Annotated in this window: 14 protein-coding genes and 3 pseudogenes; 15 read left to right on the forward strand and 2 right to left on the reverse strand. The window is 48.9% G+C overall.

Annotated elements, in window-relative coordinates:
• Positions 1 to 41 precede the first annotated feature (41 nt).
• The 3 genes from IPI63_RS10125 to IPI63_RS10135 all read left to right on the forward strand — a co-directional run bounded on the left by IPI63_RS10125 (position 42) and on the right by IPI63_RS10135 (position 2,576).
• Positions 42 to 941 carry a dihydroorotate dehydrogenase gene (locus IPI63_RS10125; RefSeq protein ID WP_292478297.1) on the forward strand — a complete coding sequence of 300 codons (900 nt, stop codon included), beginning with the start codon at positions 42 to 44 and terminating at the stop codon, positions 939 to 941.
• On the forward strand, positions 938 to 1,708 hold the full coding sequence (locus tag IPI63_RS10130; protein ID WP_292478299.1) for a dihydroorotate dehydrogenase electron transfer subunit: 771 nt from the start codon (positions 938 to 940) through the stop codon (positions 1,706 to 1,708). The genes IPI63_RS10125 and IPI63_RS10130 overlap by 4 nt, the downstream gene beginning before the upstream one ends.
• A gap of 151 nt (positions 1,709 to 1,859) precedes the next feature.
• The gene (locus IPI63_RS10135) at positions 1,860 to 2,576 is read left to right on the forward strand and encodes a fumarylacetoacetate hydrolase family protein (RefSeq protein WP_214066229.1); all 717 of its coding nucleotides are present in this window, start codon (positions 1,860 to 1,862) and stop codon (positions 2,574 to 2,576) included.
• Between the two features lie 53 nt (positions 2,577 to 2,629).
• On the opposite strand, the gene IPI63_RS10140 is transcribed toward IPI63_RS10135, so the two are convergent.
• Positions 2,630 to 3,427 (reverse strand): 2-amino-3,7-dideoxy-D-threo-hept-6-ulosonate synthase, encoded by a 798-nt coding sequence (locus IPI63_RS10140; RefSeq protein ID WP_292478301.1) that lies wholly within the window; start codon positions 3,425 to 3,427, stop codon positions 2,630 to 2,632.
• Positions 3,428 to 5,149: 1,722 nt separating this feature from the next.
• Between IPI63_RS10140 and carB the strand changes: the two are divergent.
• The 3 genes and pseudogenes from carB (at position 5,150) to IPI63_RS10160 (ending at position 16,237) form a co-directional block, all read left to right on the forward strand.
• Positions 5,150 to 8,363: pseudogene (carB, locus tag IPI63_RS12995) on the forward strand (carbamoyl-phosphate synthase large subunit).
• A gap of 2,367 nt (positions 8,364 to 10,730) precedes the next feature.
• A complete protein-coding gene (locus tag IPI63_RS10155) occupies positions 10,731 to 13,982 on the forward strand; it encodes a hypothetical protein (RefSeq protein WP_292478303.1) in 3,252 nt (1,083 codons plus the stop codon).
• Positions 13,913 to 16,237, forward strand: a complete 2,325-nt coding sequence (locus IPI63_RS10160) for an Ig-like domain-containing protein (protein ID WP_292478304.1) — start codon at positions 13,913 to 13,915, stop codon at positions 16,235 to 16,237. The genes IPI63_RS10155 and IPI63_RS10160 overlap by 70 nt, the downstream gene beginning before the upstream one ends.
• A gap of 137 nt (positions 16,238 to 16,374) precedes the next feature.
• Here IPI63_RS10160 and IPI63_RS10165 read toward each other — a convergent pair whose 3' ends face one another.
• Positions 16,375 to 16,686, reverse strand: coding sequence for a hypothetical protein (locus IPI63_RS10165; RefSeq protein WP_214066225.1), 312 nt, complete (start codon positions 16,684 to 16,686; stop codon positions 16,375 to 16,377).
• Positions 16,687 to 18,136: 1,450 nt separating this feature from the next.
• Here IPI63_RS10165 and IPI63_RS10170 point away from each other — a divergent pair.
• The 9 genes and pseudogenes from IPI63_RS10170 to IPI63_RS13005 all read left to right on the forward strand — a co-directional run bounded on the left by IPI63_RS10170 (position 18,137) and on the right by IPI63_RS13005 (position 24,321).
• Positions 18,137 to 18,619, forward strand: coding sequence for a choice-of-anchor E domain-containing protein (locus IPI63_RS10170; RefSeq protein WP_292478305.1), 483 nt, complete (start codon positions 18,137 to 18,139; stop codon positions 18,617 to 18,619).
• Positions 18,620 to 18,678: 59 nt separating this feature from the next.
• Complete coding sequence (locus IPI63_RS10175; protein WP_292478306.1) at positions 18,679 to 19,581, forward strand: SdrD B-like domain-containing protein; 903 nt, start codon at positions 18,679 to 18,681, stop codon at positions 19,579 to 19,581.
• A 1,132-nt stretch (positions 19,582 to 20,713) separates the two neighbouring features.
• The gene (locus IPI63_RS10180; RefSeq protein WP_292478307.1) at positions 20,714 to 21,817 is read left to right on the forward strand and encodes an SdrD B-like domain-containing protein; all 1,104 of its coding nucleotides are present in this window, start codon (positions 20,714 to 20,716) and stop codon (positions 21,815 to 21,817) included.
• 302 nt (positions 21,818 to 22,119) lie between these two features.
• A pseudogene (locus tag IPI63_RS13000) lies at positions 22,120 to 22,221 on the forward strand (sigma factor-like helix-turn-helix DNA-binding protein); the annotation flags it as partial.
• 239 nt (positions 22,222 to 22,460) lie between these two features.
• Positions 22,461 to 23,153: pseudogene (istA, locus tag IPI63_RS10185) on the forward strand (IS21 family transposase); the annotation flags it as partial.
• Between the two features lie 2 nt (positions 23,154 to 23,155).
• Positions 23,156 to 23,506: a hypothetical protein gene (locus IPI63_RS10190; protein ID WP_292478308.1), complete on the forward strand. Its 351-nt coding sequence runs from the start codon at positions 23,156 to 23,158 to the stop codon at positions 23,504 to 23,506.
• Positions 23,507 to 23,592: 86 nt separating this feature from the next.
• Complete coding sequence (locus tag IPI63_RS10195; protein ID WP_292477182.1) at positions 23,593 to 23,802, forward strand: hypothetical protein; 210 nt, start codon at positions 23,593 to 23,595, stop codon at positions 23,800 to 23,802.
• Entirely contained in the window at positions 23,802 to 24,059 is a 258-nt protein-coding gene (locus IPI63_RS10200) for an ATP-binding protein (RefSeq protein ID WP_292478309.1), read from the forward strand. Before IPI63_RS10195 ends, IPI63_RS10200 begins: the two co-directional genes overlap by 1 nt.
• 10 nt (positions 24,060 to 24,069) lie before the next feature.
• A complete protein-coding gene (locus tag IPI63_RS13005) occupies positions 24,070 to 24,321 on the forward strand; it encodes an ATP-binding protein (protein ID WP_366851055.1) in 252 nt (83 codons plus the stop codon).
• The last annotated feature ends 626 nt before the right edge of the window (positions 24,322 to 24,947 follow it).

Below are 24,947 nucleotides of genomic sequence, written 5' to 3' on the forward strand. Positions count from 1 at the left end.
CATCCCAATGCTTTTATCCTTTTTATGCTCATCTCCCCCCCATGCCATCACTCTCCGTCCATGTCGGCGGCCTGGATCTGAAAAATCCTGTCCTTCTGGCTGCAGGCATCCTGGGCACCACTGGCGCATCCCTCTGCCGCGCATCCCGAGCGGGCGCAGGAGGGGTCGTCACCAAGTCCATCGGCTCTGTGCCAAGAGCGGGCCATCCCGGCCCCTGCATCGTCCATGTGGATTGCGGTCTTATCAATGCCATGGGCCTTCCCAATCCCTCTTACCGGGATTTCCAGGAGGAGATCGATGCTGCCAGAAGGGGTGGGGCGCCGGTCATAGCCAGCATCTTCGGCTCCAGTGCAGAGGAGTTCGCCCAGATCTCCCGCAGCCTGGATGCCGATGCCTTCGAGCTCAATTTATCCTGCCCCCATGCCGAGAAGTACGGCAGCGAGCTGGGGCGTTATCCCGATCTGGTGGAGTCAGTCACCGGGGCGGTGAAAGCGGCCTCAAACGTCCCGGTCTGGGTGAAGCTGACCCCCAACACTGCTGACATCCTGGAGCTGGGGCTGGCTGCTCAGAGGGGAGGAGCAGATGCCGTAGTGGCGATAAACACCCTCAAGGCCATGGCCATAGACATTGAGACCGGCTACCCCATTTTGGGCAACCGCTTTGGGGGCCTGTCCGGGCGGGCGATCAAGCCGGTGGCCGTGCGTGCGGTATACGACCTCGCCTCCCGGCTGGAGATCCCAGTGATAGGAGTGGGCGGAATATCCTCCTGGGAGGATGCTGTGGAGATGATCATGGCCGGAGCCACCTCGATTCAGGTGGGAACTGCCCTCCTGCAGGGCTATGGCATATTCGAGGAGATCATATCCGGCCTTTCGGCCTATCTGCAGAGAAAGTCGATCACATTGGAGGAGCTATGCGGCATGGCCGGGAGGCGCACATGAGGCCTATAGATGTCACTATTCTGGATGTTGTGTCCGAGGCCCCTCAGATCAAAACCCTGTGGCTGGACAGAGACCTTGATCCCTATCCGGGACAGTATGCCATGCTCTGGATCCGGGGGCTGGACGAGGTGCCTATGAGCTTCTCCGGACCGGATAGCATCACTGTGCAGTCGGTGGGAGAGGCCTCCGAGGCCCTCACCAGCCTGGGCAAAGGGGAGAGTATCGGGCTGCGTGGCCCCCTTGGCAGGGGTTTTACCATCCTGGGAGAGAGGATTCTGATCATCGGCGGCGGGGTGGGGGTTGCTCCTCTGGCCTTCCTGGGCGAGCAGGCCGCTGAAGCGGGAAGAGAGGTCACCTCGCTGCTCGGCTATCGCTGCTGTAGCGATATGATATTTCTGGAGAGGTTCCAGAGATTGGGCAGGACGGTCGTCACCACTGATGATGGCTCAAGCGGGATCTGTGGTCGGGTGTCGGCGGGCCTTGAGGCTTTGGATATTGATGAGTATGATCAGATCTATCTTTGCGGCCCGGAGATGATGATGTGGGATGTGATCTCGAAGATCAGGGAGCAGGCAGAGAAGATTCAGGCCTGCATCAACCGCTACTTCAAGTGTGCTGCTGGGATATGCGGATCCTGCTGTCTGGACCCAGAGGGGATCAGAGTCTGCGTTGAAGGACCGGTGATCAGGGCCGATCGGCTCCTGGAGAGCGAGTTTGGCCGGTATCGGCGGGGGCCGACAGGAGGCAAAGGCCCTTGCAGAGGATGATTGATGGTGGGGACGAAGAAAGGGGATGGGAGGGGTGTAAGAGGATGGGAGAGGGTGTAAGAGGATGGGAGAGGGTGTAAGAGGATGAGAGGGGCAAGAGAGGATGAGAGGGGCAAGAGAGGATGAGAGGGGCAAGAGAGGATGAGATAGGATGATTGTCAGATTCGTGAAGGATGGCACTGTTCGGGGTGGCTCATATAGCATTGAACACGGAATAGTATCGGGAGGAGACATAATCCCTCTGGAGGAGGTGGATTTGCTCGTGCCCTGCCAGCCGACAAAGATCATCTGTGTGGGCTTGAACTATGTGGAGCATGCACGGGAACTGGATATGGAACTGCCCGAAGAGCCGGTAATCTTTCTCAAGCCTCCCACTGCTGCCTTGAGCCCGGGAGGGGAGATAGTCTATCCCTCCTCCAGCCAACAGGTGGACTATGAAGGGGAGCTGGCGGTGGTGATAGGAAAGAGGGGCAGGGATATCCCGGCGGATGAGGCGGAGGGCTATATTCTGGGATACACCTGCTTCAATGATGTTACCGCTCGCGATCTGCAGAGAAGGGATACTCAGTGGACCCGGGCGAAGAGCTTTGATACCTTTGCCCCCTTCGGCCCCTGGATTGCATCGATCGATCCCGCCAATGCTGCTATCCAGACGAGGGTGAACGGCAGGAGGGTGCAGCAGTCCAGTACCTCGGACCTGATATTCTCCGTTCCGAGGCTTATCGAGTTCATTAGCGGCATTATGACCCTGATGCCAGGGGATGTGATAGCCACAGGAACCCCGCCCGGGGTGGGCCAGTTGCATAAGGGCGACCGGGTGGAGGTGGAGATCGAGGGGATAGGGGTTCTGGAGAACTCTGTAGTGTGAATGGAATTGATCTTGATTCTGTCAAAAATAAGAGGTATGAGGAGGCTGAAGGCTCATTTTAGGATCTTAATCGCCTCCTCGGCGCTTTTGCCCTGATTCACTATGGCTGCTATGGCCTGGGTCATCTGCACAGGATCTTTGTGCTGGAAGACGTTTCTGCCTATAGCCACACCGCGGGCGCCGGCCTGCATCGCTCCATCGATCATCTGCAGGAACTCCATGTCCGTATCGGTCTTGGGACCTCCTGCGATGACCACCGGCACCGGACAGCCCTTGACCACGCGGGCAAAGCTCTCCGGGTCTCCAGTATAGTTGGTCTTGATGATATCTGCTCCCAGTTCAGCTCCCGCTCGGGCGGCGTGGGCCACCACCTCTACATCATTAGGATTGGCGATGTTCTTGCCCCTGGGGTACATCATGGCGACGAGGGGCATGCCCCAGAAGTCGCAGCGCTCGCTCACACATCCCAGGATGCTGAGCTGATCGGACTCGGTCTCAGAGCCGATATTGATATGGACAGAGACTGCATCAGCGCCCATCTTGAGGCACTCTTCCACCAGGCAGACCTGGACCTTGTTGTCCGGGTCTGGGCCCAGTGAGGTGGAGGCGCTCATGTGCACAATCAGGCCCACATCCTGGCCGTAGCCACGGTGGCCGTGTCTGACCATTCCCTTCTGCTGCAGCACAGCATTGGCCCCGCCCCGGGCCACCTTGTTCACCATCTCTGGAAGGTCAGCCAATCCTTGGATAGGACCTACTGATATGCCGTGGTCCAGGGGAATGATGACTGTGTTCCTGCTGTCTCGATCCATTATCCTCTCAATTCTCACTCTCTTGCCAATCTCGCTCAAGTATGATCACCTAATCATGCTAACATGTATCATGGTAGCACGTGACATATATAAGGGTTGCGATTTGATATGAAAATGGGCGCAAGCATATCAATACAATCTCCCCTGGATATGATTGATCTCTTCAATCTCTTCAATCTCTTCAATCTCTTCGATCTCTTCTATCTCTTCGGGAATGCCTTTGTGCCATGATCCATTTTCATACCCCATCTATTTCTAGTCAGGAATCAGCGATCTGAGCCGGAAATCTGAATCTAGCAGGTTTTTGCTAATAGATATCTATTTAAATTATCTTTAAAATGCTGTAAATTGGAAAAAACATATGAAAATATAAAGATTTATTATCAATTTTCACTGTTGAAGTTCAAGTTAGATCATTTCATCTTTATATTTCTTTTTTTTCTTAGGATGTGTCAACTCTCACTTTTCACTCCAATTACAGCTTTAATATCATAATTATTAAAAAACAAAAATTTAAAAATATAATAAAAAAATAAAAAATACATATATTACTGATAATCATATATTTATTTTATATTATGTTTTTATGATCATACTAAAACATAATCAATTTAATAGCATCATAACAAAATCATATTATAAAATTTTAAAATATAGCTATATGATATGTTTATATGCAATTAAGATTTTGTAAATATAAATAATCTATTCAACTAATTATGGATTTCAATAATTTTATAAATACATGATTGGAGGAAAACTGAGATATTCTATAGGCCTATTTTATATTTATAAAAATGTTCAAATTAATTCTTCCGGGTCCTATAAATCTTATAGTGTATGTGAATGAAATGGGGCCGGATGTCAATTCACCCTTTAGGACCGCTCTTCGCCTGGTGAATGATAGGTATGTGCGGAGATAGGGGCATATTCACATAGTGTATAGAATGAAGTTGTTGACAAAAAGCATGTTTTTCCGGAGAAAAAAAATCGATACCCATAGTTTATGGAATAAGGCTGTTTTTATCAGCGCGTTTGCATCCATCCAAGAGCTCTTATTCAGGAAAATCAGAAAATGAAAATATATAATTTATAAATTTGATTTAAATCAATTAACATTGAATTTTAAAATTTGTACAATTAATAAACAATTATTTTTTTACATAATTCTAATAATTTGATTTAATGTACTAATATTTGTTTTATATTAAAATTTATTATTTATGAAATTTTATTATTTACTAAATTTCATTTATTTATTTTATTTTTATTTATTAAAACTATTTAGAATCATTTTAATTTTTCTCTTTATGGGTTTAAAAGTGAGAGTTAGATTTACCCGTCAAATTCATTTAATTAATTATAATAAATTAAAATAAATTATAATAAATTATATAATTATCAAGACCCTGAAAGCGGGTGGTGATCCTAAAATGGATTGGATCTTATGGAGAGCAATTAGCGATTGCGGTCTCATGGACAGGTCCAAGAGGATATCCAGGTCAAATCAGCATTCAGTAAGAGCTAATTCTATGGCCGGCCAAATGCCAATCCATAATTGATTCATGACCTGAAAATGCCTGATGATGACTTCACTCATCAGCGTTTTTCCAGCCCATTATATACGAATTTATAATTATATATTAATAGTTATAGACTTGTTTTGATTGAATTGAAATAGCTGCTCATCAAGAGGGGATAGAAGGGATAAAATAGGAATTCGTTTGCTCTATTAAGCGTTCAAGCAAGAGGTCAGGAAAGATGCCGAAGCGTGAAGATATAAACAAGATCATGATCATTGGGTCAGGCCCCATCGTTATCGGGCAGGCCTGCGAATTCGATTACTCTGGCACCCAGGCCTGCAAGGCGCTCAAGGCGCTGGGATATAAAATAGTCCTTGTGAACTCCAATCCGGCTACTATCATGACCGATCCAGGGATGGCCGATGCCACCTATATTGAGCCCCTCAATGTCGATAGACTGGCTCAGATCATCGAAAAAGAGAGGCCTGATGCCCTGCTGCCAAACCTGGGCGGGCAAAACGGGCTCAACCTGAGCCTTGAGCTCTCTCGCGCAGGCATCCTGGAGAAGTTCAAGGTCAAGATCATAGGAGTGGAACTTGATGCCATCGAGCGGGGCGAGGACAGGATCATCTTCAAGCAGACCATGAACTCTCTGGGTATCGAGGTTCCCAGGAGCTTTGCCATCTATACTATAGAAGAGGCTGAGAAGGTGGCCTTGGAGCTGGGCTATCCGGTCGTCATCCGGCCAGCCTATACTATGGGGGGAACTGGGGGCGGCCTGGTCTATAATGCTGAAGAGCTGAGGACAGTTGTAAGCCGGGGAATTGCCGCCAGCCTGATCGGCCAGGTGCTGATTGAGGAGTCGGTAGCCGGTTGGGATGAACTGGAGCTTGAGGTTGTCCGGGATGCCAAGAATCATATGATCACCGTCTGCTTCATAGAGAACGTCGACGCCATGGGAGTCCATACCGGTGACTCCTTCTGTACTGCCCCCATGCTGACCATATCCCAGGAGCTTCAGGATAGGCTGCAGGACTACTCTTACCGGATCGTCGAGGCCATCAAGGTCATAGGGGGCACCAACATCCAGTTCGCCCACAATCCCGACACCGGAAGGGTAGTGGTCATAGAGATCAACCCTCGCACCTCCCGGTCATCCGCCCTCGCCTCCAAGGCCACCGGCTTTCCCATCGCCCTGATCTCAGCGAAGCTTGCCGCCGGGCTGACCCTGGATGAGCTGCCCTACTGGAAGGAGGGTACTCTGGAGAGATATAAGCCCTCGGGAGATTATGTCGTGGTCAAGTTCCCCCGCTGGGCCTTCGAGAAGTTCCCGGGCTCAAAGGATATCCTCGGCACCCAGATGAAAGCAGTGGGTGAGGCGATGAGCATAGGCAAGAGCTACAAGGAGGCCTTCCAAAAGGCAATACGCTCATTGGAAAACAGCAGATACGGCCTTGGTTTTGCCAGGGACTTCAACAGCCGATCCCTGGAGGATCTAATCACCCTTCTCCAGGAGCCTTCCAGCGAGAGGCAGTTCATTCTTTACGAGGCGATCAGGAAGGGGGCCGATATCCAGAAGCTATATCAATTGACCCGTATAAAGCCCTGGTTCCTGCAGCAGATGAAGGAACTGGTGGAGCTGGAGGAGGAGATTCTGGCCTATAGGGGGCAGACCTCTGGCCGATCTTCCTGACGAGCTTTTAGGGCGAGCAAAGAGAGATGGTTTTGCAGACCGGTATCTCTCCAATCTCCTTGAGGTTCCAGAGGCTGAGATCCGGGCGCGGCGCAAATCGCTGGGAATTGTGCAGGGCTGGGAGGCAGTTCCCGTGAGCGGGGTGGAGAATGCCTTCTACTACTACTCCACATACAATGCTCCCGATAAGACCCCTAGCAGCAGCCGGCGAAAGGTCATGGTCCTGGGAGGAGGGCCCAACCGCATCGGTCAGGGTATTGAGTTCGATTACTGCTGTGTTCATGCCGCCTTTGCTCTTAGGGATATGGGCCTGGAGACCATCATGGTCAACTGCAATCCTGAGACTGTCTCCACCGATTATGACACCTCAGATAAGCTCTACTTCGAGCCCCTGACAGTGGAGGATGTCCTCAGTATCTATGAGAAGGAGAAGCCTGAAGGGGTCATCGTCCAGTTCGGCGGCCAGACCCCTCTCAATATCTCTCGCGAGCTGGAGGAGGCAGGGGTGAAGATCCTGGGAACCTCTGTGGATGCCATAGATCTGGCCGAGGACAGGGACCGGTTCAGGATGATGATGGAAGAGCTGAATATACCCATGCCGGAATCGGGGATGGCAAGCAACCTCGACCAGGCACTTGAGGTGGCCAAGAGGATCGGCTATCCCCTCATGGTCCGGCCCTCATATGTCCTGGGCGGACGGGGGATGGAGGTGATATATGATGAGGAGAAGCTGGAAAAATATGTCGCTGCGGCAGTGGATGTCACCCCGGAGAGGCCGATTCTCATCGACCGCTTCTTAGAGAATGCCCTGGAGACGGAGGCTGATGCCCTCTCCGATGGAGCTGGGGCCTTTGTCCCGGCGGTCATGGAGCATATCGAGCAGGCAGGCATTCATTCCGGCGATTCTGCCTGTGTCATCCCCCCGGTGAGCATCTCCCCGGATCACCTCCAGATCATAGAGGAGTACACCCGCAAGATCGCCCAGAGGCTGCATGTGGTGGGATTGATGAATATGCAGTATGCCATCGCCCACGATATGGTATATGTGCTGGAGGCCAACCCCCGCGCATCGCGGACGGTTCCCCTGGTCTCCAAGGTCTGCAATGTCTCCATGGCCAGAATAGCCACCCAGATGATGATGGGCACGCGGATGGATGAGCTGGGGCTGAAGAAGAGGAATATTCCTCATTATGGGGTCAAGGAGTCAGTATTCCCCTTCAATATGTTTCCGGAGGTCGATCCCCTGCTCGGCCCGGAGATGCGTTCCACTGGAGAGGTGCTGGGGCTGGCAGACTCATTTGGAATGGCCTTCTATAAAGCGGAGGAGGCGGCCAAGCCCTCCCTTCCTGTGAAGGGAACAGTGATGATCACTGTTGCTGCCAGGGATCGGTCGGCGGAGCTGGTAGAGGTTGGGCGGGAGTTTCAAAGGCTCGGCTTTACCATCAAGGCCACCAGCGGAACCCAGTCCTTCCTGGCAGAGAATGGCATCCAGTCAGAGATGATCAAAAAGATCTATGAGGGCCGGCCCAATATCGATGATGCCATAAAGAACAAGGAGATCCAACTGGTGATAAACACCCCTATCGGCAAGGCCAGCCAGTATGATGACTCTTATATCCGGAAGGCGGCAATCAGGTACAAGGTGCCTTATATCACCACCATTGCTGCTGCCTCAGCGGCGGCAAAGGGGATAGCGGCCTCAAGATCCGGCCACTCAGAGGTGAAGTCGCTGCAGGAGTATCACAGAGATATAGAGTAGATAGGAGCAATCATCCTGCCGCTCACCTAAATAGCGCATCTGCTTGAGCCGCAGGACAGCCTGCCGGCGGGTCTCGTAAACAGCCTTGAATTAGAACCTGGTCACCCAAATCCAGGCACTAACTCTCCAGGGACTCGCCCTTTGGCAGAATGTTATTGGACTGCTGCTGGGCTGCTGCGTATGACATTGGCCAGTCGAGAATGCTGAATAGATGGAGATGTCAAAAACAGCATATAAATCATATACTAGCTCTAAATAAAACTGAGAGTTTTAATTTTCGGCGCCAAGTGCTGATGTGGGATAAAGGCCATCTCTTCAAAAGCACGCCATGAACCTGGCTATTCCTGGGCTCGCTGTTTATAGCGGGGATGAGGCCGGCTGACAACATTCAATATTTTATAATCTCTGCCGCCACCGGCCAGAGGGCAGCATATGAGCTGTAATGCTCTTGGATCTGCCGACAAGCTTGAAGAAGATGGATGATTGAAGTGGCGGCGAGACATGCACCCCACTGCAACCAGACGGGGCATTCAAGGCACTGCCAAATGAAGATGGTATTGCTCGGATCTGATTCAATCCCCAGTTGGACACAGATGCCTTTTATCTTTGATGCAAGCATCGAGGTGAGGTATTGCGATAGAGGCTCATCTAAGCCTCAACTTAGAGAAAGCAGAAGATTTTTAGATGATTCACGTCCCTCGCGTCGCGGCTTGGGCTATGGTCCAGGACCCTTATGCTCGCCTTACGGGGATGCATGTGTTGCCTTTCGGAGGTGAATGGATTGGGCAGCATTCATCATTCTATCGGGATGGCCTTCCCGGTTTGGCAGACATCATCATAGAGCTCTCTGGGCCCTTGTAGGGATAGGACGATCGGGAAGCTGTTTTCAAAAAACCGGAGTTGTCCATCTTTGAGAAGGCAGATCTAGCTCGATAGTTGGCATATAATCATACAGCATTAAAAAATAGTATTACGTTTAATCGTAACAGGGGATGTGAGCATAGATAATATTTCAAGGAGGTCTAGAAAGGTAAACCAGGAAGGTTCTGTCATAGCTGGCCGATGAATGATGAACAGAATATTTTCATATAGCATAGGATGCAATCAATAGATGTGAGTTCTCAAGTTGTGTTCTCTCCAAGGCTCGACGGTGTAATCACTGGCCCAGCCTATGCAAGGATAATTACCCCTAGCCGACTGACATTGTGGATTATTGCTCATAATGTTGCCGATAATGCCATTGTCTTTTTATATTATTAAATTATCTAGATGTTTCTCCACTTGGAGAGTTTAATATACGCTCCAATATAAATTTAATAACAAATATGTATTTTTAAATAATTACTAGATTAATATTAAATTATGGAGGATCATATCTGATCTTGAAGAAGTAGCTGTGTGATGGTGAATCATGGCGGATATCAGTACTAAAACGTCAAGAGTATATTATGTTATTAATTATAAAATGCTCTTAATCCTAACGTTGATTGACTACAATATCTGTAACAAAAATAAATAGCTTAATTATTGAAAGGAAATGCTTGAATTGATTATTGAGACAATGTTCTAATATTATAATTAAGTAAATTAAACTTTCATGTCTGGTGATATATTAATAACTAATATTATATGTTAATTTAGATTAATAAGGTATTACGGCTTATTGCTTATCGCATAATTAAAAAAAATAAAAGATGTAGATGATGCTATGGACCTTTTATGGGGTAAACTATAAATATAGCCCTCCTCAAGGGCAATTGGTTGCGAATTTAAATCTTTATATTGGGGGGAATGAATCAGGAAGTTAAGGCATCTGCATCGAATAACCGAGATCAGGATACTTACTACAAATAAGTTAATTAATTACTTATAATAGGTAAGTACTAATTACTGTTTGAAAATCCTGGGTTGAAGAATCGGCCAATGAGATTCTCGAGTTAGTGTTAAACATAAAAAAACAGAAGGTGTATTATAGTAAACTATATATATGATCACAAATCACGACGGTTCACGACAATAGTCGAAAGCAAATCCAACTTGGTATTGGATGGTGATAAATTGAAAGGAAAAGCAGTTGCATGTTTGGTGTCGCTTGCCATACTATTCTTAACCGCTTCTTGTTCGCAAGCGAGCACCATTGATCTGGCTAAATCGAATAGTCCTCCGACAACTCCATTAGTTCTTTCGGGTCCGATATCTGGCTCCTCTGATATTTTCTACAGCTATACCGTAAAATCAATCGATCCCGATGGAGATCAGGTGAAGTACACCTTCGATTGGGGAGATGGGACTGCCTCCACTACCACTTTGTTTGATCAAGATAAGGCTGTAAGTGTTTTCCATAAATGGACTGTCCCATCTGGAGCAATGAATGTCTTCAGCCTTCGGGTGAAGGCCACAGATAGCCTTGGAATGGACTCCGGCTGGTCAAATCCATTGAAGGTCGCCATAACCGGTCCAGCCGTCTCCAGTGGTAACAATCCACCTACAACTCCACTAACCCCTTCAGGCCCAACAACGGGCTCCTCTGGAATATTATACAGCTTTTCGACCAAGTCATCCGATCCTGATGGAGATCGAGTGAAGTACACCTTCGACTGGGGAGATGGAACAGTATCTGTCACATCCTTCGTCGGATCTGGTGTCTCAGAGAGCTCTTCTCATATCTGGTCTGTTGCTCCCGGATCTACCAGGACCTTCAGCGTCCGCAGCCGGGCCACAGATGAGAAGGGATTGGACTCCGGCTGGTCCGGTCCATTGTCGGTCACCATAAACGGGCCACCCGTCGTCAGTGCACAGGATTCACCGACCACCCCATCAATTCCTTCCGGCCCTACAACAGGCTACTCTGGAGTATTCTATAGCTTTATCACCAAAGCAAGCAATCCCAGTGGAGGCCAGATAAGATATACATTCGACTGGGGAGATGGAACTGCTGCTACTACATGCCTGGTAAATCCAGACTGCCCCATAACAGTCGCTAATAAATGGGCTGTGGCCTCTGGATCAAAGACCTTTGATGTCCGGGTTAAAGCCATAGATGAGAAAGGAATTGAATCCGGCTGGTCTCGACCATTATCGATCACCATAACCAATAACGAAGCTCCCACCAATAGTCCGCCTTCGGCCCCCTCGACGCCCACCGGCTCGACATCGGGCGACTCGGGGTCATCTTACACCTACTCCACCAGGGCAACAGATCCCGATGGAGACCGGGTGAAGTACACCTTTGATTGGGGCGATGGGAGCACATCAGTCACCTCCCTGGTCAGCTCAGGTTCCACAGCCAGCACATCTCATATCTGGACAGTTCCCTCTGGCTCGACCAGGACCTTCAGCGTGCGCTCTCGGGCCACAGACGAGAAGGGTCTGGACTCCGACTGGTCCCGACCGTTGTCGGTTACCATAACCGGTCCTGCACCAGTGAACAATCCACCGTCGACCCCCTCAACCCCCTCCGGCTCGACATCGGGCGACTCGGGTTCATCTTACACCTACTCCACCAGGGCAACAGATCCCGATGGAGACCGGGTTAAGTACACCTTCGATTGGGGCGATGGGAGCACATCTGATACCTCCCTGGTAAACTCAGGATCCGCAGCTGTCACATCTCATATCTGGACAGTTCCCTCTGGCTCGACCAGGACCTTCAGTGTGCGCTCTCGGGCCACAGATGATAAGGGCCTGCAGTCCGGCTGGTCAAATGTGTTATCGGTTACCATAACCGGTCCTGCACCGGCAAATAATCCTCCTGTAACACCATCAATTCCCTACGGTCCAACAACGGGCTCCTCTGGAATATTATACAGCTTTTCGACCAAGTCATCCGATCCTGATGGAGATCGAGTGAAGTACACCTTCGACTGGGGAGATGGAACAGTATCTGTCACATCCTTCGTCGGATCTGGTGTCTCAGAGAGTTCTTCTCATATCTGGTCTGTTGCTCCCGGATCTACCAGGACCTTCAGCGTCCGCAGCCGGGCCACAGATGAGAAGGGATTGGACTCCGGCTGGTCCGGTCCACTGTCGGTCACCATAACCGGCCCGCCCGTCACCGGTGCACAGGATTCACCGACCACCCCATCAATTCCTTCCGGCCCTACAACAGGCTACTCTGGAGTATTCTATAGCTTTATCACCAAAGCAAGCAATCCCAGTGGAGGCCAGATAAGATATACATTCGACTGGGGAGATGGAACTGCTGCTACTACATGCCTGGTAGATCCAGACTGCCCCATAACAGTCGCTAATAAATGGGCTGTGGCCTCTGGATCAAAGGCCTTTGATGTCCGCGTTAAAGCCATAGATGAGAAAGGAATTGAATCCGGCTGGTCTCGACCATTATCGATCACCATAACCAATAACGAAGCTCCCATCAATAGTCCGCCTTCAGCCCCCTCGACGCCCTCCGGCTCGACATCGGGCGACTCGGGGTCATCTTACACCTACTCCACCAGGGCAACAAATCCCGATGGAGACCGGGTTAAGTACACCTTCGATTGGGGCGATGGAAGCACATCAGTCACCTCCCTGGTCAGCTCAGGTTCCACAGCCAGCACATCTCACAGCTGGACAGTTCCCTCTGGCTCGACCAGGACCTTCAGTGTGCGCTCTCGGGCCACAGATGAGAAGGGTCTGGACTCCGACTGGTCCCGACCGTTGTTGGTTACCATAACCGGTCCTGCACCAGTGAACAACCCACCGGCTGCGCCTTCGACGCCCTCCGGCTCGACATCGGGCGACTCGGGGTCATCTTACACCTACTCCACCCGGACAACAGATCCCGATGGAGACCGGGTTAAGTACACCTTCGATTGGGGCGATGGAAGCACATCAGTCACCTCTCTGGTCAGCTCAGGTTCCGCAGCCAGCACATCTCACAGCTGGACAGTTCCCTCTGGCTCGACCAGGACCTTCAGTGTGCGCTCCAAGGCTACAGATGAGAAGGGTCTGGACTCCGACTGGTCCCGACCGTTGTCGGTTACCATAACCGGTCCTGCACCAGTGAACAATCCACCGGCTGCGCCTTCAACCCCCTCCGGCTCGACATCGGGCGACTCGGGTTCATCTTACACCTACTCCACCCGGACAACAGATCCCGATGGAGACCGGGTTAAGTACACCTTCGATTGGGGCGATGGAAGCACATCAGTCACCTCCCTGGTCAGCTCAGGTTCCGCAGCCAGCACATCTCACACCTGGACAGTTCCCTCTGGATCGACCAGGCCCTCCCGTCTCCGCTCCGGGCCTACAGATGAGAAGGGTCTGGACTCCGACTGGTCCCGACCGTTGTCGGTTACCATAACCGGTCCTGCACCAGTGAACAACCCACCGGCTGCGCCCTCAACCCCCTCCGGCTCGACATCGGGCGACTCGGGTTCATCTTACACCTACTCCACCCGGACAACAGATCCCGATGGAGACCGGGTTAAGTACACCTTCGATTGGGGCGATGGGAGCACATCAGTCACCTCTCTGGTCAGCTCAGGTTCACAGCCAGCACATCTCATACCTGGACAGTTCCCTCTGGCTCGACCAGGACCTTCAGTGTGCGCTCTCGGGCCACAGATGAGAAGGGTCTGGACTCCGACTGGTCCCGACCGTTGTTGGTTACCATAACCGGTCCTGCACCAGTGAACAATCCACCGGCTGCGCCTTCAACCCCCTCCGGCTCGACATCGGGCCACTCGGGGTCATCTTACACCTACTCCACCCGGACAACAGATCCCGATGGAGACCGGGTTAAGTACACCTTCGATTGGGGCGATGGGAGCACATCAGTCCCCTCCCTGGTCAGCTCAGGCTCTACAGCCAGCACATCTCACAGCTGGACAGTTCCCTCTGGCTCGACCAGGACCTTCAGTGTGCGCTCCAAGGCTACAGATGAGAAGGGTCTGGACTCCGACTGGTCCCGACCGTTGTCGGTTACCATAACCGGTCCCGCACCAGTGAACAATCCACCGGCTGCGCCTTCAACCCCCTCCGGCTCGACATCGGGCGACTCGGGGTCATCTTACACCTACTCCACCCGGACAACAGATCCCGATGGAGACCGGGTTAAGTACACCTTCGATTGGGGCGATGGAAGCACATCAGTCACCTCCCTGGTCAGCTCAGGTTCCACAGCCAGCACATCTCACAGCTGGACAGTTCCCTCTGGCTCGACCAGGACCTTCAGTGTGCGCTCCCGGGCTACAGATGAGAAGGGTCTGGACTCCGACTGGTCCCGACCGTTGTCGGTTACCATAACCGGTCCTGCACCAGTGAACAACCCACCGGCTGCGCCCTCAACCCCCTCCGGCTCGACATCGGGCGACTCGGGTTCATCTTACACCTACTCCACCCGGACAACAGATCCCGATGGAGACCGGGTTAAGTACACCTTCGATTGGGGCGATGGAAGCACATCAGTCACCTCCCTGGTCAGCTCAGGTTCCACAGCCAGCACATCTCACAGCTGGACAGTTCCCTCTGGCTCGACCAGGACCTTCAGTGTGCGCTCTCGGGCCACAGACGAGAAGGGCCTGGACTCCGACTGGTCCCGATCGTTGTCGGTTACCATAAAGGGTTCATTGCAAGGTGCGAATAGACCACCTGCAACACCATCGATTCCCTCTGGGGAAATAGGCGGACGATCAGGAAAGACCTATAGCTACGTTACCAAAGCGACTGATCCTGATGGAGACCGGGTAAAGTATATCTTCGATTGGGGAGATGGCAGCACATCTGAAACATCCTTTGTCAGCTCTGGCACGCCTGCAAGTGCATCCCACGTCTGGATTATTGAACCTGGAACAATCAAGATCTTTGAGGTTCGCGTGAAGGCCATAGATGAGAAAGGCGCAGCCTCAGGTTGGTCTAATATAGTGTCTATCTATATATTGGCAGATAGAGAGGAACGTCCACCCACTATACCATCTAAACCGTCCGGCCCCACCTCTGGAATCTCTGGGGTGTCTTACTCCTACTCGACATCGTCCACTGATCCAGATGGTGATATGATCAAATATATATTCGATTGGGGAGATGGATCTTTCGAGACTGATTTCTTCCCCTCTGGGCAGACTGTGACTGCTACCCATAGCTGGAATGTCCCGGCTGGAACTACTAGAAGCTACAATGTGCGTGCTTTAGCTTCGGATAATAGGAATGTGATCTGTCCGTATCCGTATTGGTCAGAACCGCTGGTGGTCACCATAAGGGGCCCAGGAGCTTCGGTTGCCGCTCAAAGGTTGAGCTTGCCGGCTGAAGAAGGTGAAGCATCATTTGCTGAGACCGAAGAGGTTGTTCTCAACATCCCCCTCAATGATCTCAATTATCCGTCAGCTACGCAGATCGAAGAGAACGATCCTGTGGATACAGGGATCGAAGAGGACGATCCTATGGGTGCACTAATCGAAGAGGACGATCCTATGGATGCACAGATCGAAGAGAACGATCCTATGGATGCATGGATCGAAGAGGACGAACCTATGGATGCATGGATCGAAGAGGACGAACCTATGGATGCATGGATCGAAGAGGACGAATCTATGGATACAGAGATTGAAGAGGACTGCTGTTTTGCAGAGGATGACACATATACCATAGTATCGTGTGGTGGTGAACTGAGAATAGGTGCTCCTGGTGTGCTCGGAAATGATCAATACGGCAATGAGAAATCCTTATCCGTAAAGAGCTACACCCAGCCAGCACATGCAGCCGATTTCATCATGAATCCAGATGGCTCTTTCATATATACTGCCAATCAGGATTATTGCGGCGAAGACAGCTTTACCTACACAATAAATGGAGATTGCCCATCCAATGAAGCCACAGTCATCGTCTTCGTGGACTGCGGTTTACAGAATGAAGAAGAGGTGAGCCTTTCATAAGGAGGGAATGAGGGAGGAATAGCCGCAAATGGCTATTCTTTTCCTATCACCAAGGAATTGCCCAGCCTTGAAGTTGCCTTTATGAAAAGATTGAGGATTAGATAGATCCTCGAATGATAAAAATTTTTAAAATTTTTTTAATTAACTGTAATTGACACAGTGTCATATGTTGGATTGTTGAATCCTATATTGTCTGCCACTTCAACTCGAATGGTATATTCTCCAGGCGGCAGGGTGAACTGGCTCGTTCCCGTCGGCTCGTCGTTGACGAGGCACCTGGAGTACAGCTTGCCTACGTTAGAGGCAGATACCAGTGACCGGACTGTGATCAGATCCCCAGCGTCGAACTCAGCACCATTGGCAGGCTTAAGGATCTTTACATATTCTACTGCGGCTATTGCGCCGCCCATGATTGCGAAGAGGGCAATCAAAAGCATCAGTGTTCTCATTTCTAATTCACCCTTCTCTACAGTTAGATATTTTTTTTATTGATACTAGTGATACTTATCTGATATAAGTAACTTACGACAGTACTTAAGATATTTGCTCAGCTCTTAAATAATATGTTATGTAATAATTATCTTAACTTTAAATATTCATTTGTAGTGACGTCCTTTACCGAAAATACATAATGATGACCTCACAAATCCCAGGTCAAGAGAATGGTATATGGCTCAGGCTGCCTTCAAACGATGCCGAGGCCTGTGGAGAAAACAGCCTTAATTATTTCTCATAGGTTTTAAAGACTGGGTCCACGGATTTCAACTCAAAAAATTATCGGGCATCGCGAGATCTAGATCTGATTCCTCAAAGCTTATTTGAAGGTAAAGGTCTCAGTCCTCGGGGATCCGTCTTATAGCCCTACTCTCTTCTTCATCATCCTCCTAGCTTGGCGAAACAGGATTGCAGACACAGTGCTGAAATGTATAGATAATTCCAGGTTTTTTGCTAAATTGTGTGGAATCTCATCCCAGAGGATCTTTTCTTTGTGTTTTATTATGAAGTCTATACAACAATCGCTATCTTGAGAACATTTCATCTTTCGGTCGCGATTCCCTCGCCCGCCTTCTAAAAGAAAGAATCATTCTGTTTGATATCTCTGCAGTGAAGCTCAAATATACCGATCTCACTGCAAATGAAAAAAGGCATAAAGATGAGGGAGGTGATATCCCTGGTTTGCCCACAGAAAGCAGCGCGAAGCCGGCATAGGATTTCTGCCATGCTCAGTCAATGCTCAAGTGCAACCTTGATCCAATTGAACTCAACATCTTGACAACGCAGAGATCATGCAATATGAATGTCTCTTGGAGTGCTTCGTCCTTACCATATAATAAATTAATAAATCATAGTCGATCTTTGAAGGGTCTACTGGCCTGGTCAGCCATTCAGCATCGACTATTAGATATCATCGCCTGATGCGAGAACCGAAGATATCTCTTTAGGAACTTACATAAGGTTATAAGATACAATGATTTTAAATATCTTAGATCTAATATCTATAAGCGACGTCCTTTTAAATGGACGAGGGACAGGGCTCAATCAAACTGGTCATTTGTATTGAGCATTCCCCGGCAGGCAGAATGTATGATGAAGACCTTGGATCGGCAATTGTATCGGATAAAAGGATGGCACAGCATTCCCCAATCCTTATGCTCATCATGTGTCCCTTGTCTGGATTTAAGGTCCACAATACATTCAAGCCAGGGTACCATCATAAATCGTGGTGTATCGGAATGAAACGAGATCGGCTCATGGAGAAAGGGCATCAAGAGAATGCGTCTAATGCTGGATTGAGATTGTCGGGATCCTCTCTTCAGCCTACAAGGGCCTACTTGGACCTGAATTCTGTATCATATACAGATATGAGCCAGGATTTCGCTTGTGTAGAGGTGATTTGATTTGAGAATTAAAATATGGCTAATGGCTACTCTCCTGATCGGGCTGCTCTTAAGCTTCTCTGCATCAGCGGAGACAACGCCGCCATCTTGTGGTGAAGTGCCCATTCAGCAGCTCAACTATGCGAAAACAGCCGAAGTTGACAAGTTCGATCCGTCTTTGGGAGAGCTAAAATCTGTCACAATAACTGTGGAAGCCTGTGGCTATGCCTGGCGTACATTAACGAACCAAGATAAAATCCCAACCGGAGTAGATTACACTGCTATTCTCGTGGCAAATATGGTCTCTGACATACCAGGCGTAGGTGAGCAATATTTCGAGATCGGAGAGACTTTTAAATTTCACTTGATGCCGGGCGAAAGCTATGAGATGCTGATCGGCTCGCAGGCGAGCCCTAAATGCGATTACGGTGAGTTTACCATAAGTGATCCTGCCGATCTGGCTAAGTACGTAGGTGCCGGGCAAAGATACAGATTCCAGTTGTGACGAATAGCGGCATCCAAGTCTCAGGGAGCACTGAATGGTCATCTAGTGGTGAAACCTACATGGGCGTCATAATCTGTGTCACATATGAGTATGACGTTCCAGCTTGTATAAGCGGCAAGAAGATAAATGACCGTACAGGCCAAGGCATTGAAGGCTGGACCATCAACCTTCTCAAAGATGGAGCAGTAATCGATACCACTCAGACTGACTCTGATGGCTATTATGAATTCTGCGACCTTCTGCCAGGCAACTACAGGATCTGTGAGGAGGATAGAGATGGCTGGATGCACGTGGATTCATCCTGCAGAGATATAACCCTCAGCGGCGAGGATGTGGAAGATGTGGACTTCCATAATGTGCCACTCCTTTGCATCAGCGGCCACAAGTTCAACAGCAAGACTGGAGAGGGCCTCTCTGGCTGGACCATCCAGCTCAAGGATTCGACTGGAGCTGTCATAGCTACTACCACAACCGGCACTGGCGGCTACTACGAGTTCTGCGGGCTTGAAGCTGGCGATTATGAGGTCTGTGAGGTATTGAAACCCGGCTGGAATGCTGTAGGTCAGATCTGCATAGATGTGACACTTATCAGCCAGGATTCTACAGACAACGACTTCGAGAATGAGCCTATTATTCCGCCATGTGTGTGCCCGTTCCTGATCAAGAACGATCTGTACACTGCTTCCTGCAATGAGGTCAAAGTCGTTGATGCCGATAATGGAATCCTAGCCAATGATCCTGCTGGCTCAGTAGTGCTCAATCCGGAGTCGATAACCATTGATCCCAAGTATGGCACCCTCGAGGTCAATGAGGATGGCTCCTTTGTCTATGATCCCACTGTAGCCACTGGCCGCATCAGCTCTGGCACCTATGTGATCTTCAAGTACAACGCCAACAACGGGTACTGCGATTCCAAGTATCCTGGAATTGCCAAGATTCAGGTCAGCTGCCCCAGACGATAAACATCTAAAATTTTAATTTTTTTATACTTTTAATTTGCCATTAGAGCATATCAAGTCGATCTTTTGGGCCTTCCGTTGACATATTTGAAAAATAAAGAGCAAAAAGAGTCTTTTCGAGTTGCTCGACCACTAGCTTCAAGCTTGCAGTCAGAGCCTTGCCTATAAAGACCATTTTCGTCCCTCCTGACCATCCCAACCATAGCAAGCTGCAGGAAATTAGTTTTAAAATTAAATAATAAATTGTAATGAATCTTGATGGTCCGATGAGCTAGGCAGCCATCGGCATTGAATATTAAATATAATCGTCTGAATGCAAGAACAAGAGATACATTTTAGAAACTAACATAAGGGTATAAAATACAATGATTTTAAATATCTTAGATCTAATATCTATATGCGACGTCCTTTTAAATGGATGAGGGACTGGGCTCAATCAAACTGGTCATTTGAATTGAGCATTCCCCGGCAAGGCAGAATGTATGATGAAGACCTTAGATCGGCAATTGTATCGGATAAAAGGATGGCACAGCATTCCCCAATCCTTGTGCCCGTTTATGTGTCCCTTGTCTGGATTTAAGGTCTGTAATATATTCGAGTTAAAGCACCATCATAAGTCATGGTGTATTGGAATGAAGCGAGATTGGCTCATGGAGAAAGGGTATCAGGGAAATGTGCCGAATGCTGGATTGGGATTGCCGGGATCCTCTATTCAGCCTATTAGCACCTGAATCTGAATTCTGTATCATACACAGATATGGGCCAGGATTTCGCTAGTGTAGAGGTGATTCGTTTGAGAATTAAAATGTGGCTAATGGCAACTATTCTGATAGGGCTTCTTTTGAGCTTCTCTGCATCAGCGGAGACAATATCACCACCCTGTGGTATGGTGCCCATTCAGAAGATCAACTATGTGAAGGCAGCAGAAATTGATAAGTTCGATCCGTCTTTAGGTGAGCTAAAATCTGTCACAATAACTGTGGATGCCTGTGGTTATGCATGGCGTACATTAATGAATAAAGATCAACTCCCATGTGGAGTAACTTACGCTGTTGTTCCCTCGGCATGTGTGCTCTCTGATATACCAAGCATAGGTCAGAAGATTTTACAGATTGGAGATTTTTATGATTTTCACTTGAATCCGGGCGAAAGCTATGAAATGCTGATCGGATCGCAGGAAAGCCCCGTATGCGATCAGGGTGTGTATACCATAGGCGATCCCGCTGATCTGTTTGAGTACATAGGTGCCGGAAAAAAGATGGAAATTCCAATTGTTACGAACAGCAATATCGTAGTCATTGGGAGTTCTGACTGGTCATCCAGCGGCGAAACCTACATGGGCGTCACAATCTGTGTCACATACGAATATGACGTTCCCGCTTGTATCAGCGGCAGGAAGATAAATGACCGTACGGGCCAAGGCATTGAAGGCTGGACCATCAACCTTCTCAAAGATGGAGCAGTAATCGCTACCATTCAGACCGACTCTGACGGCGGTTATGAGTTCTGCGGCCTCCTGCCAGGCGACTACGAGGTCTGTGAGGAGGATAGAGATGGCTGGATGCACGTGGATTCACCCTGCAGAGATATAACCCTCAGCGGCGAGGATGTGGAAGATGTGAACTTCCATAATGTGCCACTTCTTTGCATCAGCGGCCACAAGTTCAACAGCAAGACTGGAGAGGGTCTCTCTGGCTGGACCATCCAGCTCAAGGATTCGACTGGAGCTGTCATCGATACTACCACAACCGTCACTGGCGGCTACTACGAGTTCTGTGGGCTTGAAGCAGGCGATTATGAGGTCTGTGAGGTATTGAAACCTGGCTGGAAGGCTGTAGGGCAGATCTGCATAGATGTGACACTAATCAGCCAGGATTCTACAGACAACAACTTCGAGAATGAGCCTATTATTCCGCCATGTGTGTGCCCGTTCCTGATCAAGAACGATCTGTACACTGCTTCCTGCAATGAGGTCAAAGTCGTTGATGCCGATAATGGAATCCTAGCCAATGATCCTGCTGGCTCAGTAGTGCTCAATCCGGAGTCGATAACCATTGATCCCAAGTATGGCACCCTCGAGGTCAATGAGGATGGCTCCTTTGTCTATGATCCCACTGTAGCCACTGGCCGCATCAGCTCTGGCACCTATGTGATCTTCAAGTACAACGCCAACAACGGGTACTGCGATTCCAAGTATCCTGGAATTGCCAAGATTCAGGTCAGCTGCCCGAGACGATAAACATCTAAAATTTTAATTTTTTATACTTTTAATTTGCCATTAGAGCATATCAAGTCGATCTTTTGGGCCTTCCGTTGACATATTTGAAAAATAAAGAGCAAAAAGAGTCTTTTCGAGTTGCTCGACCACTAGCTTCAAGCTTGCAGTCAGAGCCTTGCCCATAAAGACTACTTTCATGTATTCGCCGACTCAATTTTGACCCCCCTATTTAAGGAAACGCCAGTTCGTTTTTGACCCCCCCCCCAAAAAGGAAAGCCTTCCCTCTCCAAGTACTCTGAGAGGTGGGCGGTAAGGTGAAAACGATGGCAGATGTACGTAGAATCGTAGACCTGTACGAACTCCATAAGTCCTACAAAAAAGTAGCCCGCGAACTGAACATATCCCGGAACACTGTGAAAAAGTATCTTCATCAGGTCAAAGATGTGCAAGAAGGATTGGCGGAGGAGATCATTCCCAAAAACCGAAAGATCGTTCAACCCTCTCGCGTTCTCACTGATCTTGTCCGTCAGAAGATACATCAATATCTTGAGTCAAACATGGGATGCCCCAAAAAACAACGACTCACGGCAAAAAGAATCTGGGAGCTTCTCGTCCAGGATGGTCATAAAATAGGTTATACCACGGTCAGGACGAAGTCGTTCGCTGGAAACGCACTAATGCACCCCGAGAGGTGTTTATCTTGCAGGAGCCGCGCATTGGTCAGCGTGCAGAATTCGATTGGGGCGAAGTCACACTCAATATCGCCGGAGTATGGCAGAAATTCTACCTTGCGGTCTTCGTCTTGCCCTTCTCGCTCTATCGATTTGCTCGCCTCTATAACAGATCAACCCGTCTGGAAGTGATCCAGGCCCACATCGAATTCTTCCGCGAGATCGGCTCAGTTCCCGAGGCGATATTCTATGACAGAATGGCTGCTGTATACGATTCTCGAAAGCAGCAGTTCAATGATAAATTTCTGGAATTCTCTATGCATTTCGGTTTTCAGCCCTGTGTCTGCAATCCAGCTTCACCTAACGAGAAAGGGACAGACGAAGAAAGTGTAGGCTATGTCCGGCGTGCCACTTTCAGCGAAAGGAGTTCATTTGCATCCATAAATGAGGCTGCTGAATGGCTAAAAATGCGCCTTGGCGAGATAAACGGCCATCCTGTCTATCGTCGATCCGATGTGCCGGTCCAGGGCCTTGATCAAGAGCGAGCCTTGATGCATCCATTGCCAACACTCGAATTTGAAAACTGCGAACTGAAACGTGCAACTATTTCGCGGTATTCATTGGTAAATTTGACGGGAACTTCTACTCAATTCCGGATACATACCGTCCTCGATATATTACACTGAAGATGTTGGTGGATAGGATCGAGTTCCTTGATGGAAACGATATCATTGCAGTTCATCGTCGATTGGCTGGGAATCAGAAGTATTCGCTTGATATCGCTCATTACATCAAGACTTTTCATCGCAAACCGGGTGCGCTCCCAAATTCCAGAGTTTTAGCTCAGGCAGATGAACTGATTCGGGATGCTTTCAATCGCTATTATGCGAATGATCCAAAAAAATTTCTGCCTATTCTTGACCTGATAAAAGAGACCTCCCCTGAAAAATTTTCAACCGCTCTTGCGATCCTAAAAGAACAGAACATCCATCCGACCAGCGATAGCATTCGGTTTTGCTTCATCAAACCAATGCTCTGATGGTTGAGCCCTTTGACATCGAGGGTGGTTTCGAGGTCCTGGAGCCGGATCTCACCATATTCGATCAGTTTATGGAGGGATAGACTGTGGAACCGAATCTTGCAGATCTATGTAAACAGTTGCGACTGAGCGGAGTCTACAACTACGTCCTGGACTATCAGCCTGATAATGAGGATATGCTGCAGTTTCTGACTTCAGCATTGCAGTCCGAACTCGACAAGAGACATCTGAACCGCCAGATGAGAGCGCTTCGGCAAGCCGGCTTTCCGACAAAAAGAGGTTCGAGGATCTATTGATGGATGATTTGCCGCAAGATGGGCGAGAGGCTATTCCTGAACTAAAAGCGCTTGCGTTTCTTAAAGAAAGGAGGAATGTTATTCTCATCGGAAATTCAGGAACCGGCAAGACTCATATGGCTATTGCGGTAGGGATCAAAGCATGCGAGGAGAACTATCGAGTTGTATTTCGCTCCGCAGCGGCATTGGTCAATGAGATGATCGAAGCGAGAAAGATAACAGGCTCTCAATTTATATCAAACAGTTTAAAAGGTTGATCTCCTCATAATTGATGAGCTTGGGTACGTAACATTTGATCTCGCTGCTGCTGAATTGCTATTTCAGTTGCTTGCAGCACGATATGAGACTATGAGTACTATCATTACCTCGAACCTGGGATTTTCAGATTGGGTGAAGGTATTCCATGACAGGACTCTAACCGCAGCAATTCTGGATAGGATTACCCACCACGCGCTGATACTGAACATGAACGGAGAGTTTCCGCAGAAAGTAGCGAGACGTGAACTTTATACTCTATGAGTTAGGTTAGCCGTCTAAGGGGGTCAAAATCGGATCGGCGCGGGGGGTCAAATTTGGACCGGCGGATACACTTTCATCCCTCTTACCATCCAAACAGCAGAAAGCTGCATGATATTAGTTTTAAAATAAGTTAATAAAACATAATTGATCTTGGGGGTCTGTTTAGCTGAGCTGTCATCGGCACCGATTATTAAATATGACAACCTGAATGCGGGGAGACCCTTTAGAAACTAACATAAGGGTCTAAGGTACAATGATTTTAAATATCTTAGATCTAATATCTATTAAAGACGTCCTTTTAAATGGACGAGGGACCGGGCTCAATCAAACTGGTCATTTGCATTGAGCATTCCCCGGCAAGGCAGAATGTATGACGAAGACCTTGAATCGGTAATTGTATCGGATAAAAGGATGGCACAGCATTCCCCAATCCTTGTGCTCGTTAAGTGTCCCTTGTCTGGATTTGAGGTCTATAATACATTCGAGGCAGAGTAACATCATAAATTGTGGTGTATCGGAATGAAGCGAGATCGGCTCATAGAGAAAGTGCATCAAGGGAACATGTCGGATGCTGGATTGAGATCGCCGGGACTCTCTCTTCAGCTTTTAAATATCTACTTTCAGCC

It is taken from the genome of Methanothrix sp. (assembly GCF_016706325.1).
Classification (GTDB): domain Archaea; phylum Halobacteriota; class Methanosarcinia; order Methanotrichales; family Methanotrichaceae; genus Methanothrix.